This window comes from Micromonospora sp. NPDC049900 (genome assembly GCF_044461025.1).
In the GTDB taxonomy this organism is placed as follows: domain Bacteria; phylum Actinomycetota; class Actinomycetes; order Mycobacteriales; family Micromonosporaceae; genus Micromonospora.
In genome coordinates, this window is sequence record NZ_JBITKM010000002.1 from 820,137 (window position 1) to 836,609 (window position 16,473).

At 68.6% G+C, this 16,473-nt stretch carries 12 protein-coding genes; 9 read left to right on the plus strand and 3 right to left on the minus strand.

Features of this window, described 5'->3' with window-relative positions; all coding sequences use genetic code 11:
• Positions 1-453: 453 nt before the first annotated feature.
• On the plus strand, positions 454-1,791 hold the full coding sequence (locus ACIBMZ_RS08210; protein WP_396691851.1) for a hypothetical protein: 1,338 nt from the start codon (positions 454-456) through the stop codon (positions 1,789-1,791).
• A complete protein-coding gene (locus ACIBMZ_RS08215) occupies positions 1,788-2,363 on the plus strand; it encodes a flavoprotein (protein WP_396691852.1) in 576 nt (191 codons plus the stop codon). Before ACIBMZ_RS08210 ends, ACIBMZ_RS08215 begins: the two co-directional genes overlap by 4 nt.
• Before the next feature lie 776 nt (positions 2,364-3,139).
• Here the strand turns inward: ACIBMZ_RS08215 and ACIBMZ_RS08220 are convergent.
• Positions 3,140-3,799 (minus strand): hypothetical protein, encoded by a 660-nt coding sequence (locus tag ACIBMZ_RS08220; protein WP_396691853.1) that lies wholly within the window; start codon positions 3,797-3,799, stop codon positions 3,140-3,142.
• Between the two features lie 15 nt (positions 3,800-3,814).
• Complete coding sequence (locus tag ACIBMZ_RS08225) at positions 3,815-4,537, minus strand: hypothetical protein (protein WP_396691854.1); 723 nt, start codon at positions 4,535-4,537, stop codon at positions 3,815-3,817.
• Between the two features lie 227 nt (positions 4,538-4,764).
• On the opposite strand from ACIBMZ_RS08225, the gene ACIBMZ_RS08230 reads away from it, so the two are divergent.
• From ACIBMZ_RS08230 to ACIBMZ_RS08260, 7 genes are all read left to right on the plus strand, one after another.
• On the plus strand, positions 4,765-5,520 hold the full coding sequence (locus ACIBMZ_RS08230; RefSeq protein ID WP_396691855.1) for a DUF429 domain-containing protein: 756 nt from the start codon (positions 4,765-4,767) through the stop codon (positions 5,518-5,520).
• A 13-nt stretch (positions 5,521-5,533) separates the two neighbouring features.
• On the plus strand, positions 5,534-6,763 hold the full coding sequence (locus tag ACIBMZ_RS08235) for a DUF6361 family protein (protein ID WP_396691856.1): 1,230 nt from the start codon (positions 5,534-5,536) through the stop codon (positions 6,761-6,763).
• Positions 6,750-8,501 (plus strand): phospholipase D family protein, encoded by a 1,752-nt coding sequence (locus ACIBMZ_RS08240; protein ID WP_396691857.1) that lies wholly within the window; start codon positions 6,750-6,752, stop codon positions 8,499-8,501. The genes ACIBMZ_RS08235 and ACIBMZ_RS08240 overlap by 14 nt, the downstream gene beginning before the upstream one ends.
• Complete coding sequence (locus ACIBMZ_RS08245) at positions 8,498-11,596, plus strand: helicase-related protein (RefSeq protein WP_396691858.1); 3,099 nt, start codon at positions 8,498-8,500, stop codon at positions 11,594-11,596. Before ACIBMZ_RS08240 ends, ACIBMZ_RS08245 begins: the two co-directional genes overlap by 4 nt.
• A gap of 567 nt (positions 11,597-12,163) precedes the next feature.
• Positions 12,164-12,883 carry a DUF429 domain-containing protein gene (locus ACIBMZ_RS08250; protein ID WP_396691859.1) on the plus strand — a complete coding sequence of 240 codons (720 nt, stop codon included), beginning with the start codon at positions 12,164-12,166 and terminating at the stop codon, positions 12,881-12,883.
• A gap of 35 nt (positions 12,884-12,918) precedes the next feature.
• Positions 12,919-13,545: a DUF6361 family protein gene (locus ACIBMZ_RS08255; RefSeq protein ID WP_396691860.1), complete on the plus strand. Its 627-nt coding sequence runs from the start codon at positions 12,919-12,921 to the stop codon at positions 13,543-13,545.
• A 2-nt stretch (positions 13,546-13,547) separates the two neighbouring features.
• The gene (locus ACIBMZ_RS08260; protein WP_396691861.1) at positions 13,548-15,905 is read left to right on the plus strand and encodes a hypothetical protein; all 2,358 of its coding nucleotides are present in this window, start codon (positions 13,548-13,550) and stop codon (positions 15,903-15,905) included.
• A 339-nt stretch (positions 15,906-16,244) separates the two neighbouring features.
• Here the strand turns inward: ACIBMZ_RS08260 and ACIBMZ_RS08265 are convergent.
• Positions 16,245-16,473, minus strand: a 229-nt coding sequence (locus ACIBMZ_RS08265; protein ID WP_396691862.1) for a transposase, incomplete at its 5' end; no start/stop codon positions are given.

Sequence of the window (16,473 nt, forward strand, 5' to 3'; positions counted from 1 at the left end):
GTGGGGGGGGCGCGACACTAACACCCCCCCCGCGGCCCCCCCCCCGGGGGGGGGGGTGGTGGGGGGGGGGGTGGCCCCCCCCCCCCCCCCCCCACCACCATTGGCCAACGGCGGGGAACAGACCGTCGGTCGCCCGCCCACGCAGCCCCGATGGCGGTACGCGAACGAGGAGTCACCCGTACGGTCGACGGAGTACCCGGCGCGAGCACTTGCCGGTGCATCGGGCCGCATTCCGACCTACCGCCGTGAGGCACGTCCATCTGGCTCTGTCTGAGGTGAGTTCGCCGCTGACCTGCCGGAGCGCTTGGGGAAGCGGCGTACCGGCACACTCAGCCTGGCCCCAGGGGCAGTTGGACGTAATGTCCGACCGGTGCACTGGCGGTGCACCTGCCGTCACCCCTTGTGCCGGTACGATCACCGAGCCGAGGACTGTCCGTTTCGGAAGGACATGCGATGGCTCCGGTGACGACCTGGACCGGCCGGGAAGCGAACGCGCTGCGCAACGCGCTGCGAATGAGCGTGACCGCCTTCGCCGAACACCTGGGCGCGGCCCGACGAACCGTGGCCAAGTGGAGCAGCCAGGGCGACAGAATTCTCCTGCGCGCCGACATGCAGGCTGCGCTGGACACCGTGCTGACCCGAGCCACCCCCGAGGCACGGGAACGCTTCGGGGCACTGCTGGCGACGGGCACCAGCGGTGCAATCGTGGACACCACGCTGCCGGATGCCCACCTGGTTACGGATACTGGCGATGGCGGACAAGGCGACTCGGGCTCGGATGGTCACGTGCGACGAAGGGATCTCATACGTGGGGCGACGATCGGCGTCGCCGCTGCGCCCGGCGTGGCGCCACTACTCGACGCGCTCGTCTCGCCACGCCATCCGGACGGGGTGACGCTGTGCGCTCAACAGTTCTCCCGAGCCGTAGCCGTCGCGAAGATCGATTACCAAGCCTGCCGGTACGAACGTGTTCTCCACCAACTCGTAACGCTGCTGCCCGCACTCGAACCGGCCAGGGCAAACGCTCAGGGCGAACAGAGAACGAAGACCGAAGTCCTGGCTGCGGATCTGTACCACGTCGTCGGCAGCGTCCTGCTCAAGGTCGGCGACCGAGGGACAGCCCTGATCGCAGCCGAACGGAGCACCCGAGCCGCTGCGGCCAGTGCGGACCCGGTGGCCGTCGCCACGAGTGCCCGGATCATGGCCCACGCCCTGATGAGCAATAGTCACGGCGAACAGGCGTTGACCGTTGCTGGCGAGGCGGCCGGCGTGCTCGACCGGGACACTCGCCTCATGTCGGCTGACGCGGTAGCCACCTACGGTGCCCTCGTCCTCCGGGGTGCGGTTGCCGCCGCCCGCAGCGAAAACCGGGATACGGCGCAATCGATGCTCGATGAGGCGGACCGTGCTGCCGCCCGACTCGGTTACGACGGCAACGACCGATGGACCGGCTTCGGTGCCACCAACGTTCTGCTTCACCGGGTCAACGTCGCCCTGACCCTCGGCGACGCCGGCACAGCCATCGGCATCGCGCGCACGGTACCGCTGGACAAGGTGACGCTCGCAGAACGCAAAGCCGCTCTGTACATCGATGTCGCCCGCGCCTACACCCAGTGGGGGCGCTACGAGCACGGCCTGGCCGCGCTCCGCACCGCGTACGAGGTGGCACCCGAGGAGATCCGCTGCCGCCCAGTCGTTCAGCGCATCGCCACCGACCTGGCGCTCCTTGCCAAGGGCTCGGCCCGCACCGCCGTCGTCGACTTTGCACGAGGGGCCGGGATCCCGCTATGACCGGCGGCCACCTCCAGATCGTCGTCTGCGCTGCTGGTCCCGCCGCCGACGTGACCCAACTGATCAACGCCGCGCAGAAGCGCTCCTGGACGACCGCCGTCACCGCCACGCCCATCGGCATCGACTTCATCGACGTACCTGCGATCGAGGAACTGACCGGAACTGAGGTGCGATCCAGCTACCGCGCCTCCCCCGGCGACCGCCGCCAGCTACCCACCGCCGATGCTCTGGTCATCGCACCCGCGACGTACAACTCGATCAACAAGATCGCCATCGGCCTCGCCGACAACTACGCCATGACCTCAGTCGCCGAACTGATCGGACGACAGGTACCGACGGTCATCGTCCCCTTCGTCAACGCCGCTTTTGCCGCCCGCCTACCCTTCCGCCACGCCGTGGCCAGCCTCCGCGACGAAGGGGTACACGTCCTGCTCGGCCCCGAAAACCGCTGGGAACCGCACCCGCCCGGCAGCGGCAATGGCCGGCAACGCGCCTTCCCCTGGACGACGGCGTTCGAGGCGGCGACCCAACTCGCCTATGCGGATCGATCGGCCACCTCTGGCCGCGGCTAATCGCATGACGCCAGGCCCGGACCTAACCCAGGCGGGAATGGGCATTGCCTCGGTCCCACCGACGCCGACTCGGTCCAACGGCTCCCGAGCACCCACCGAGCCACCACCAACCACCGCCGTACGCGAAGAAGGCCCCGACAGGCAGGGAAGGTTCCATGCCTTACTCGTTAGTGCGCCGCAGGTGGGCTGCTCGCCACCATCCCAGCCCTGCACTGACCAATCTCCGCTGGACGTCCCCCACCTCCCGCTTCCCCACCCGCGCGCCCCAATCCGCGTCGATCATGGAGTTGTGGTCACCTTTATGTCCACCATGAGACGTTCTACAGCGACCACAACTCCATGATCGGCGCCGACGGGTGCACGGCCGCGTCCCACCGGAAACAGCCGGTCCCCGCACCGCCCACCCGGTCCAACGGCCCCCGAGCACCCCGCGAGCGACCATCCATCACGACAAACACGAAAAAGGCCCCGACCGGCAGAGTTCTACCAGGTCAGGGCCTTGCTGCTTGGTGCGCCGCCAGGGACTCGAACCCCGAACCCGCGGATTAAGAGGCGGCGTTGATCAGTGCGCTCCCGTTCTTTCAGGTCTCACCGGTCCACGCGCTGCCTGGCTTTGCCCGTTTGTGCCAGACCGATGTATCCCCGAGTCCACTCTGAGCGAGCCGGTCCATGGCGGCCGAGCACCCAGCGAGCACCACCGTGACGCGCCTCGGGTGGGCCGTCGGCGTGACGTCGTCCGTTGGTGCGGAGCGACGTGCCGGGGTGAATGCCCTGGCCTACCCGGGCCAGTTGGCCAGGTAGTCGTCAAACGGGACATCGTCAGGCCGCTGCCCGCCGATCTCGACGTAACCGTCGATGTCCCGGTCGTACGGTGGGCCGACCAGGATCGGCATCTCGTGCGTGGCGTGGCGGGCCAGAAACCGCCAGGCCGCCCGGTTGAGTACCGGCTGCTGGGAGTTGGCCGGTGCCTCCGGACCACCATGGTGGAAGAACAGCACCCGACCGCCGGCGTCGCGTACCGCCTGCCCCAGGCAAAGCCGTTCCCGACAGCGGAAACAGGCCAGGTGACCGGTCTTCGACACATCCCACCCATTACTCGAGTAGTCGGCGAAAGAGTCCTCTGGCCAGCCAGCCAGATAGTCGCTGAACTCGATATCATCCGGCTCGTCACCGCCGATCATGGCCGGCGGCCCGGGCGGCTCCCACATCTCGTCGTACTCCAGCTGAGAGTCGTAGATCACCTGCAACTGGTGGCCGACGTGCTCAGCGAAGATCTTCCACAACGCCCCCGACATCTCCCGCGACTGACTATGGTTGGGCGCACTCGGATGCGCGTAGGCGAAGTAGATGATGTCGTCCCACGAGTTACGTACGGGCTTGCCGAGAACAAGCTGGACCCGTCGACACAGGCAGAACAAGGTGGCGTCTATCCCCACAGGTCGTCCCCCCGTTCAGCCTGGCACGCCCATGCCACGCGCGCCCGGCATCCACAAACCGAGCGGCCTTCCGTCCGGAGACCGGAACGCCACCCACATGTTCTGATAGGCCGCCAGCCGCGCATCGGAGCGGTTGCCCCAGAAGCCCTTCATCATGCCCTCCACGGCCGCCGCATCGACACCGGGCGCTACCTGGACCAGCAGCTCTCCGTCATATTTCATGGTCGGCGCTGCGGCACGGAGTCGGTTCGGAAACTGGTTGGGTTTGCCGGCGAACGTCTTGACCTGGCGTCCCAGCATCAGCTTGCCCGACGCGTCATAGAACAACACGTCGTATCCCTGGACGTTGTCCCCCGCCACCTTCGGCGTCGTCCCGGACGGCCCGTAGAGGGCAAGCTCCGCGTTCTTTCGCGTCAGCGGCGGGCCGGCCTGCTTGGAGTGCTCGGCAACCAAGGAGTCGATCGCCGCCTGTAGGTCGACACCGGAAAGGGCGAGCACTCCTCCGCAGCCGCCACACGCCGCATAGGCACGCCGGGTATTGCGGGCAAGCACCTCGACGGGATTGACCGGCGCGGCCTCGGGCTCAACCGAGGCCGCCTCGCTGGCCGCCGGCGCTGCGGTCGCTGGCGATGGGCTCGGTCCGGCTGGCGGTTGTGTTCCGCTATCTGTGCCGCAACCGGCCAGCACAACCGACAACACCACCGCAAGAAACGCACTCGTCCCCGTACGCGATGACATGTGATCCTCCCCCGATCGTCCAAGAGCCTAGTCAACATCCATCGATCCATGTGTCCGAAGACGATGCGGCACGACCAACATGGACGGAGCCGATGACGGTTCCCCTCGACGCGGCAGCCACGCCCGGCTCTGACTCAGCACATCGGATCTCGAACACAGCCAAACGTCGGCTGACGACCGTCGGTCGAGCCATGTCCTGCTGCGCTATCGGCACCTAGAGTGGTGCGGTGCTGACCCTCGGCGTCGACCTCGCAGCGGCGGACAAGCGCACAGCGATGGCCGCGGTCGAATGGCTGCCGGACCGCGCCATAGTGCGGGACCTGGTCCTCGACGTCAGCGATGCCCGCATCGTCGAGGCGAGCGAGCGCGCCGACAAGGTCGGACTGGACTGCCCGCTCGGTTGGCCGGAGCCTTTTGTCGCGCTCGTGCAGGACCACCGCATCGGCCACGTCACCGTTGCCGGTGGTGACGCCGCCCAGTGGCGACGTCGCCTGGCTTACCGGCTGACGGACGAGGTGGTCCGCGAGGAGACGGGCATCATCCCGCTAAGCGTGGCCGCGGACCGTATCGCTCATGCCGCCTTCCGCGGCGCCGGATTGCTGGCGATGCTCGCTGCTGCCGGGCACGACGTGGACCGTTGCGGCGGCGGCAGGATCGTGGAGGTGTACCCGGCGGCGGCCCTGTGCCGTTGGGGGTTGGCGTACCGCGGTTACAAGGGCCGGGCTCAGGATGTGCGCCATACCGACCTGGTGGCCGCGCTGTGCGGCGTCGCGCCTTGGCTGGAGTTGGGTGCTTTCGAGGGGCTGTGTCGACGCAGCCACGATGCGTTCGACTCGGTGATCGCGGCCATGAACGCCCGTGCGGTGGCGATCGGCCGGGCAGCCGAGCCGGACGACGAGCAGCGGACGGTCGCTCGTCTCGAGGGCTGGATCGCGCTGCCCACCGGTCCGCTCAGCAGCCTCATTGTTGGCCCAGCAGAATGAGCGGAAGGGTTTCATGGCCTCGGGATTGAGCTGGCTGGACAGTTCCCGCGACGACCAGCAGCGCATGCGTGAGCTGCTCAAGCTGTTCAGCGACGCGGAGAGCCGGGACGAATTGGGCATCGGCCAGGTCCGCGACGCGTTCAGTGACCTGCTGTTTCCCGGGACCTCGGTGCTGCAGACCCGGGCGCGGTACCTGCTGATCGTGCCGTGGTGTTATCAGGAGGCGCAGCGGAGTGGGCTGGGCGGTGAGCGCCTCGCCGCGCAGGTTGACCGTAACGAGCGGAAGGTGATCGCTGCGCTGCTGCGCGGGGACGACAACGAGGGTGTGATCGGCCGGCGGGCCGGTGTCGGTGTGCGAACTCTGCCATCGGCCATCTACGCGGCGGCGCTGCTGCGGTACGCCATCCGCACGGGTGACGATGACGCCCAGGACCGACGGCCGGCCCCCGGCGTGTCCGAGGCCGATGAACTGGCCGACCGACCGAGCGGTGCCTGGCACGCGACGCTGCCAGTTGCGCCGGCGAGCTTCCCGAACGAGGTGGACGGCGGGCTGAGGCTGTATCCGGAGGAGGCCCGCTGGCTGCGGGAGAGGCTTCTCGCCGCAGCGCCGAACACCCTGCTGGCGTACCTGCTGCAACCCGAGCATCGACTGGTTACCGACGGTCAAGTGCCGTGGGAGCCGGCGGCGCTCGCCGCGCCGGACCCGGTCGGTGCGCTGGTCCGGGACGCGCAGCGGTTCTCGCTGGCGATGCACGGTGCGGCGCTGCTGTACAACCTGCTCGTCGCCGAGCGGTACGAGCAGGCCGGTCTGACCGAACACGAGAATCCGGCGGAGACGTACCGCGACGCCCTGCGGGAGTGGAACGATCGGGTGACGGTCTTGCCCGGCCTGAAGGGCTGGGAGCGGGCGGGGATGTGGAGCCGGTTGATCCGACAGAACCCGCGGATCGCCACGAACGCGGCGGCACGCCGGTTCATCGAGCGGTGGCTCGACGTGGTGACCAGCGGGGCCGCGGGTGACGCGGCTACCGACCCAGGCCTGCGGGCCTTGGTGGCCGAGCGGGAACGGTCGGTGAAGAAGGGCCAGTCACGGCTGTTCAACGACAAGCTGCTCCGCGGGTGGAGTGGCGCGTCGGGCAGCCGGCAACTGGTGTTCCGGTGGCCGCAGGTACGCCGGATCCTCGCCGACATTCACGACGGCTGCGCCGCCGACCTGCCGGAGGCTGCCGGTGCTCGCGCCTGACTCCCGCGCCCTGCTGCTCGACGCGCTGCGCGCGCCAGCGGGCGCGCGGCTGTCCCGAGCCGTGGCGTTGACGTTCACCTTGGACCTGGAGAGCCTGCTTGTCGCCCCGTTGGCGTTCGCCGCCCAGGGCCTGCGGGAGTCGACGGACGCGATCACGGTGATGGAGGGTGTGCGGCACTGCGCCGACCGCATCGACGTGTTCTGCCAAGCGGGGCAGATCACCGTGCCCCCGACGCAGTCCGCGCTGCTGGCGTTCGTCGAGCCCATGGTGCACCAGGTACGCCGGCCCAAGCCCGGACACCTGTTCCACCCGAAGGTGTGGGCGCTGCGCTTCCACGACGAGACAACCGGCGAGACGTTCCTGCGGCTGCTGGTGCTCAGCCGGAACCTGACCAAGGATCGCAGCTGGGACGTGTGCCTGCGCCTGGACGGTGTTATCGGCCCAAGGCCGAAGGCGGACAACCGGCCGCTGTCGGATCTCCTGCGGCATGCAGTGCGGCTGGCGGTCGCGCCACTACCGCCCGATCGGCAGGCGGCGATCGAGACGCTGACCGAGGACCTGCGCCGGGCCGAGTGGGAACTCCCCGACACAGCCCGGGAGATGTCCTTCCACGCGCTGGGCGTGCCCGGCGCGCGCCCGCCGCGTTTCGAGGGCACGCGTCACCTCATCATCTCGCCGTTCTGCACGCCCGGCGGCCTGGACCGGTGCGCGCCAGGCGGGCAGCTGGCCCTGGTGAGCCGGCAGGAGGCCCTGGACTGCCTGCCGGAGGAGACGGTGGCCGGGTCGGAGGCGTTCGTGGTCAATGCTCTGGCGGGTCTGCCCGCCGAGGGGGCGTCGTCGGGCCAGGAGGTGCTGCACGGGCTGCACGCGAAGGTGTACGTGGTGGAGAAGGGCCACCAGGCACGGGTCCTGCTCGGTTCCGCGAACGCCACCGACGCGGCGTTCGGCGGCAACGTCGAACTGTTGGTGGAACTGGCCGGCAGCCGCGCCCAGTGGGGCATCAACGCCGTCCTCGGTCCGGAAGCAGGTCTCCGCGGGATCCTCGAACCCTACGACCGCCACGATGCCACCGAGTCGGAGCCGGAATCGACCGCGCTACGGGACCTGATCCGCGACATCGCGGCCATCCCACTGTCGGCCACCGTCACCACCGAAGCCGACAGCTACGGCATCCGGCTCACTTCCCAGCAGGACCTGCCCGATATGCCGGGGGTACGGATCAGCGCGCAGATGCACACCCGTCGCGGTGAGGCGGTGCCGCTGGTCGCGGGACAGCCGGTGGCTGCCGTGTTCACCGGACTTGCGCTGGCCGACATCACCCCGTTCATCGTCATCACCGCCGAGGACACCACCAGCCGAGAGCAGACCGTCGTCCTCGCCACCCTGATCGGCGACCCCGCACACCGGCTCGATCACGTCCTCGCCCAGCAGATCGACACCCCGGAGAAGTTCCTGCGGTTTCTGCTGCTGATCCTCGGCCTCGGCACCGAGGCTGCCGCCGCCGTAGACGGCGGAACCGGCGGATCGGGTGCCTGGCGCGCCGGCGGGACCGGGATCCTCGAACTGCTGCTCAACGCTCTCGTCGACCGGCCGGACCAGCTCGACGACCTGGCCCGGCTGGTGACCCGCATCGAAGCCAGCGGTGCTGGTAATCGCCTGCTTCCTGCGGGTTTCCCCGAGCTGTGGCGGGTCATCACGGCGGCACGCGAGCCGATGACAGAGGCGGTGGACGCGTGAACCGGTACGACGCCGAGCCGGTCATGGCCGGGTTGAAAGACTTCCAACGCGCCACCGTCGCGCACGTCATTGACCGGTACTTCGGCACCGATCCGACCCGCCGGTTCCTGGTCGCCGACGAGACCGGGCTCGGCAAGAGCGTCGTCGCCCGAGGCGTCATCGCCCAGACCCTGCAGCGGCTGCAGGACGACGCTAGCGTGGACCGGGTCGACGTCGTCTACGTCTGCTCCAACCAAGACGTCGCCCGGCAGAACATCGCCCGGCTCCGGGTCACCCCCGACGAAACCGTCACGCTGTCCAGCCGACTCACCCTGCTCGCCAAGCACGCCCATCAGCTCAACGCCGCACCCACCACCGCGAGCAAGCCGATCAACCTGGTCGCGTTCACCCCCGGCACCTCGTTCGACCAGGGGTGGCGCACCGGTACGGCCGAGGAGCGAGCACTGCTGTTCCTGATCCTCGAACAGGCGAGCTCGTGGAACGGTTGGCGGACCCGGGCCGCGCTACGCGCCCTGCAGGCCGGTGTCGCAAACCCCGGCCGGTTCGAGGAACAGTGCAACCGGCTGTGGGCGCAGCTCGACGGGAAGCTCGACCGCACCATCACCGGCGAGTTCCTCTGCCGTGCTCGTCAACGTGGCCTGCTCCACGAGTTCGACGCGCTGCTCGACGGCATCGGCCGCCGCCCCGCCCTACCCGACGCACTACGGGAAACAGCACGCACGCTCACCGGCGCCCTCCGGACCACGCTCGCGACCGCCGGCGTCGAGGTTCTCGAACCCGACCTGATCATCCTCGACGAGTTCCAACGGTTCCGGGAGCTACTCGACCCCAACGGCGGCGAGGGCGCCGAGCTCGCCCGGCATCTGTTCGACTACCGGGCCGCCCGGGTGCTGTTGCTGTCGGCCACCCCGTACAAGCCGTTCACCTTCGCCGAGGAGAGCACCACCGGCGAGGATCACTACCGCGACTTCCAGCAAGTCCTGCGCTTCCTCACCGACGACGAGTCCTGGCACGCCGACGTGGCGAAGGCGTTCGAGGCGTACCGGGACGCGCTGGTGCGCGGCGAGCCCTGCGGTGACCTGCGCGACTGGCTGCGCGGCCTGCTGCTGCGGGTCATGTGTCGTACGGAACGGCCCGCGCTGGTGCAGGACGGCATGCTGCGGGAGCACCTCACCGTGGCCGATGACCTCGACGCGCGTGATATCCGCGGCTACGTGGCGATACGCAAGATCGCACACGTCGTCGGCGCTCCCATGACGGTGGAGTACTGGAAGTCCGCCCCGTACTTCCTGAATTTCCTCGACGGCTACCAGCTTGGTGACAAGGTCCGCGCCGCGCTCGACAGCCAGCCGCACCCCGAAGTGTCCGCGCTGCTGGCCTGCACCCAGCTGCTCGATGCCGAGGCGATCAACCAACGGGAACCGGTCGATCTCGGCAACGCCCGGCTCCGACAGCTCGCCGCCGACACCGTCGACAAGGGCTGGTGGCGACTGCTATGGCTGCCCCCATCCATGCCCTACCACACGCTCGGCGAACCATTCACCACTGCGGCGCGGGACGGCATCACCAAGCGGCTGCTGTTCTCGTCCTGGAACGCCACACCCACCGCCGTGGCAGGGCTACTCAGCTACGAAGCCGAACGCCGGCTCGGCGCCACCGGCCAAGGGCACCGGCATCTCGACTACCGAATGGAACACGGCCGACCGGCGGCGATGAGCGTCCTGGCGCTGTTCTGGCCCCATCCCGCCCTGGCCGCACTGTGCGACCCGCTGGCCCTAGCCCGGCAACGGCCCGACGAGACCACGCCGCTCGACGTGGTCGAACGCGAGGTGCGGGAACGGCTACTTGCTCGCGTATCGGACGATACGGAGGCCACCGAAGCGAGCCCCGCCGAGCCGTGGGAACTGATCTTCCGATGGCCCGGCGCCGACCCCGGCCCGGACGACGCCGCGGCCGCCCTGGGCACCTCCGCCGACGAGGAGACAACGGCCACCGGCCTGGACCGGCACGTGGAACGAGCCCGCGAGCTGGCCAGCAACGCCCACTACCCGACAGCAGACCATCTCCACGGTCTGCTCGGCAGCGTCGCGGAGATCGGCCTGCACGCGCCGGGCAACATCGCCTGGCGGGCCCTGTCCCGACTGATCCACCCCGACGACGCGGTCACACCCGCAGGGCACTGGCGCGCCGCGGCGATCCTGGCCAACGGACTACGGTCCCTGTTCAACCGGCCGGAATCCGCCCAACTGCTCGACAGCCTGTCCATGGGCCCGGTCTACTGGCAGGCCGTACTGCGCTACTGCGCCGCCGGCGATCTGCAAGCCGTCCTCGACGAGCACCTGCACACCCTGCGCAGCGGGGCCGCCGACACCCACCTCGACGACGAGGAACTCTGCCGGCTCGCCGACGAGGCACGGCAAGCAATCGCCAGCCGACCATCGACGTACGAAGCCTTCGACCCGCACCACCCCGACGAGCGGATCAAACTGCCCGGCCGGTTCGCGCTGCGCTACGGCGGCCGCGGCGAAGAACAATCCCAGGTCAACCGCAAAGAAACCGTACGGCGAGCCTTCAACAGCCCGTTCTGGCCGTTCGTTGTCGCCACGACCAGCGCCGGCCAGGAAGGCATCGACTTCCACCAGTGGTGCTCGGCCGTCGTGCACTGGAACACCCCCGCCAACCCCGTCGACTTCGAACAACGTGAGGGCCGGGTCCACCGCTTCGGCGGACACGCCGTGCGCCGCAACGTCGCCGCCGCACACCGCGCCGCTGCCCTGCGCTCCCCCGAGCCGGACGTGTGGAAGGCCCTGTACGACGCGGCACGAGCAGAATCCGGAGAGCTCGGCGACTTCGCCCCGTACTGGGTGTTCCCCGGCCGGGCGAAGATCGAACGGCACGTCCTGCCGTACCCCCTCAGCCGCGACCAGGCGAAACTTGACCGGCTCAAATCCGACCTGGCGATGTACCGGCTGGCGTTCGGCCAGCCCAGGCAGGAGGACCTGCTGAACCTGCTGCGACGACACACCGCTGATGCAGTCGGCGGGCGCGAAATGCTGGACCTACGACCGGTACCGAGGGAGAGCGTCAAGGACTGACCAGCCAGCCGAGGCAGCCTCCGCCGCAGCCCTGGCAACCAGCGGACTTTGCGATCCAGCAGGGTGGGAATCTAACAGCCGCCTGCCGCCTCCAACATCCACGATCCGCCCAGGAATCCCTGGTCAGCCTCAGTCTCACCAGTCCCAACCAGTCCAAAGAGTCCCGCAGATTAAGAGGTTGATCTTGGTCGAGTCGTCTGGTCCAACGGGGTCACATGGGTCCATCTGTTCGCGGTCAGGCCCCAGCTTCACAGGACGGCGTCCGGCCCAGTCCGTCGCGCGCTGGCCCCGTCCCATCGCGCCCGAGCACCCACGGAGACACCACATGGATCATGACAACCAGCTGGCCAAGGATCATGGTAGTGCCCTGGGCCATGCTCGCGCAGAATCACTCACGCGGACCGGGCCCACTCTTACTCACCGATCCGGGGGTCACGCGTGCCTGAACGTCCTACAACGACGGTCGGTCGAGCCATGACGCAAGGTCGGCACCTAGAGTGTTGCGGTGCTGACCCTCGGCGTCGACCTCGCAGCGGCGGACAAACGTACGGCGATGGCGACCATCGAATGGCTGTCGGACCGCGCAGTGGTTCGAAACCTGGTCCTGGACGTCGGCGATGCCCAAATCGTCAAGGCCAGCCAGGACGCGGACAAGGCGGGTTGGACTGCCCACTCGGCTGGCCCGAACCCTTCGCCGCGCTCCTCACGGCCCACCGGTCCGGCCACGTCACCGTCGCCGACGGCGATGCCGCACAGTGGCGGCGTCGTCTGGCCTACCGGTTGACCGACGAGGTGGTACGCGAGACGACCGGCATCATTCCGCTCAGCGTGGCCGCGGACCGCATCGCCCATGCCGCCTTCCGATGTGCCGGGCTATTGGCGATGCTGGCCGCCGCCGGCCAGGACGTCGACCGGTGCGGCAACGGCCGAATCGTCGAGGTGTACCCGGCCGCGGCACTGTGCCGCTGGGGGCTGACGTACCGCGGTTACAAGGGACGGGGCCAGAAGACGCAGCATGCCGCCCTCGTGACCGCGCTCTGCGCGGCCGCACCCTGGCTGGAACTGGGCGCTTCCGAGGCGCTGTGTCGCCGCAGCCACGACGCCTTCGACGCGGTCGTCGCGGCCCTCAACGCGCGTGCCGCCGCCATAGGCAGGGCGACCCGGCCCGACGACGAGCAGCGGCAGGTCGCAGGGGTCGAGGGCTGGATCGCCCTGCCCACGGGGCTGCTCAGCGACCTTGTTGACGGCGCCGAAGCGGGCGGGAGGCGTCCATGGCCTCGGGGCTGAGTTGGCTGGACACGTCTCGCGAGGATCAGCAACGCATGCGTGAGTTGCTCAAGCTCTTCAGCGACACGGAGAGCCGGGACGAGTTGGGCGTCGGTCAGGTCCGCGACGCGTTCAGCGACCTGCTGTTTCCCGGCACGTCGGTCCTGCAGAACCGGGCACGGTACCTGTTGATCGTGCCCTGGTGCTACCAGGAGGCGCAGAAGCGTGGGCTACGCGGTGACCGCCTCGCTGCGCGGGTCGACCGCAACGAGCGGAAGGTGATCGCCGCTCTGCTGCGCGGCAGCGACACGGAGGGCCTAATCGGCAGGCGTGCCGGAGTCGGGGTTCGCACCCTGCCCTCGAACATCTACGCCGTTGCTCTTCAGGAGTACGGCATCCGCAGCGGTGCGGATGACACGGCACCGGACCGACGGCTGGTATCCCGGCTGGCCGAGGCTGATGAGCTGACCGAGCGGTCACGCAGCAGCTGGCATCCGACCCTGCCCGGGGCACCGGCGAACTTTCCGCAGGAGGTCGAGGGTGGGCTGAGGCTCAGTTGCCAAGAGATCTCGCCAGCAACCGCGACGGTGCCCGGTGCCCGGGCGACATCGATCATTGCCTGGGGCGATACGGAGTGCGATTTGCCACAACGCCCGAATTCGTGTTCGGTCGGTAACTTGTAGTGGTGACCGCTAAGACCGTGGCGACGGGTTGGCAGATCGCGATGATGCTGCCCGCCCGTGGCCGGTGGCAACAGTTCCGGCTCAAAGCCGCGGACGCGTATACCTGTGCGGGTTGTGACATCGTCAAGACCACGCGCTTCGTCGCGGTGGCCGATGGCGATTGGTCAGCGCCGACCTGCTCCGACTGTTACCAGCTTGCTGTCGCCGAGGAGTGCCTGGCGCTGCCGTCGAAGTCGTCGGCCGTGGCGGCCACGTCGATGGAACCGCCGCAACGTATCGATCTTCAGCAACCCAAGCCGGGGTTTCGTCAGCTCGCCACGGTCGTCATCGCTCGCGCGGCAGGCACTCTCACTTCTGAACAGGATCAGGCTTTCACCGAACTGGCCGCGTCGGACGCCTATTCGGCCGCACTCGCCTTCGCCGACGCACTCCTGGAACGAAGGGGCTGGGACGGCATCAGCCTGGCCGACGACGCTCGTGCTGGCATTCGCCGGTCACTCCACCGGGAGCAGCAGGCGATCGCGAACCGACGTCGGAAGCAACAGACGAAGGACCGCCGCGGACGGGGTACGGGTAACGCCCTACCCGTTCAGGATCCGCTCCCGGCTCTGCTGTTGTCGAGGTTCCGCCGGTCGGCGTTCGTGGCGAAGCTGACCGAGGTGATGAAGGAGGAAGGCCTCACTCGAACACGACGGGACATGCCGGCCGAGACGCTCTGGGACTGGATGGTCGTGCTGGACCCGCCCAGCGCGCATCGCATACCGGCTGACACACAGGAACTCCGCGGCTTGAGCGAGACATCGTTCATCGAGCACCTCGCCGAGCTAGCCCGGCGCGCGGACCCGAGTCTGGGAGCGTTGTCGCACCCCGCTGTCCTGGAACGCTGGGCGCACCAGGCGAAGCGTGTCACCGACGGCTTGAGGAAGGACCGCCGGCGCCTCGAGAAGAAGGTCGCGAACCAACAGCACAAGGCGGTTGCGGATCTGGCTGAAGCCGACGACGCTTACGCCATGGGCTGCGCCATGGAGGTCATCGCCAGCCGACTCCGGGAGGATCTTCAAAGCCAGGTCTACCTGCGGCTTCAGCAGTCAGAGAAGCGAGCCGCACGTATCTCCCGGCTGATCGAAGCCGCGAACCGGGTAGCCCGTAACGAACCACGCCTGGCCCGGCCGGTCGCCGACGCCTGCCTGGTGCACACCGCCACCTGCGTGGCAGCCGCCCGGGGGGACTCGTGTGCCGCCTGCGTGCCGGAGCTGATCAGCCAGTTGAACGCGATACTGATCGCACCCGCTCCGCGAGCGCCCCTCTCCGGACAACCGAAGCCCGGCACGAAGACCGCCACCGGTACCCCCGCAAAGCCGACGGCCAGGCCAGTGGCGCCGCGCCTGGCCGGCCCCGGCCAATCCGCGACCGCCCGCTGGCTGCCGACCGGCGACCGGATCCGTACCGGCACGGTCAGAGCCGCCTGGCAGGTGGCCCTCACCCGCGACGACGTGAACCGGCGGCGCTGTCCCATCCCCGCTGGGACCATCCTGCCGTCGCACGAGACCAGACGGCTGCGCCTCTACTTCGAACACCTCAGCGCCGCAACCCGGCCGCAGAACGTCACGCTCCGTCAGGTCGGCGGACGATGGCAGCTCGAGGGGGTGCGTTGGCCCACGTCCCTGCAACCGGGACTGCTCGTCGACTTCACCTGGCGTACCGACAGCACCACCATGACCGCCGTCACGAAACCGTTGCGCCGGCCCGAGCGCATCGACGGCACCGAGTTCCGGCACGAGTTCGACAGGCAGGTCGTCACCCGGGAACTGGAACCCGACGGAGATCCCCGCCGCGCCACCGGACCAGTCTCGGTCGAACGATGGGTCCTGCGCACGCTGCGAATCCTCGGTCATCTCTGCCCACAGGGCACCGCGACACTCGCCGAGGACGCTCTCGTCCGCAATTGCCAGAGCCTCGGCATGCCCGACCGGATGACCGGCCAGGTACACGATGCCACCACCAACCTGATCAAGGCTGGCCGGATCCGGAGGGTCCGCGGCGGCCGGGACAGCTACGGCGGCCTCTGGTACCCGGCACGCAGCGGCGACAACCTGGTCGACCTGATCCGCTACCAGCCGACCGTCGAGGTGCTGAAGCCGCAGAGCCTCGCCAAGATGGGAGCACCCGCCCCACGTAGCGCCCACCAGGTGCACGGTTTCATCCGCCGGCTTCCCGCCGGAGCACACGCCTCCGACAGGCAGATGGAGCTGTACGAGGAAGCCGTCCAAGCCGCCGAACTCGCCAACCGTAGCCTCGACCCCAACCGCTTCACGTTCGTCAACAAGCACCGCCGCGCAGCCACCCGCGGAGGTCACTGAACCCTGAGGCGGTCATGAACGGGGCTGCTACAGCGATAGGTGACAGTTTCAGTCACGCGGCAACGGGCCCGCCTGCTCGACATGAACGTCAGAACCGCCCGCAAGTAGGGTCTGTCAAACGAACGGCTCTGTCTCACTTTAGGTGGTGACGGAGGGTGGCCGGTGTCGTTGTTCCTATGTGGAGGTCGTCAACAGGCTTGTACAGACGGTGTTCTCGGGGTTGTCTCCGCTGGTCATCGAGGATGTGACCGACGAGGGTGAGCGGATCGTGGTGCGGGCCCGGACGCCGCAGGACACCGGGGTCTGTCAAACGAACGGTGTAACTCGGGTTGTTGAGGGTTACTTTCGGCCTGTGGTCAGGCGGCCTTCGAAGGCCATTTCGAAGGCGTTCAGGGCGGGTTTCCAGCGCATGGTCCATCGCCGACGGCCCTGTCCGGTCGGGTCCAGGCTCATCACGGCGAGGTAGACGCATTTGAGGGCGGCGCCCTCGTTGGGGAAGTGGCCGCGGGCTCGAACGGCTCGGCGGATGCGGGCGTTGACCGACTCGATGGCGTTGGTGGAGCAGATC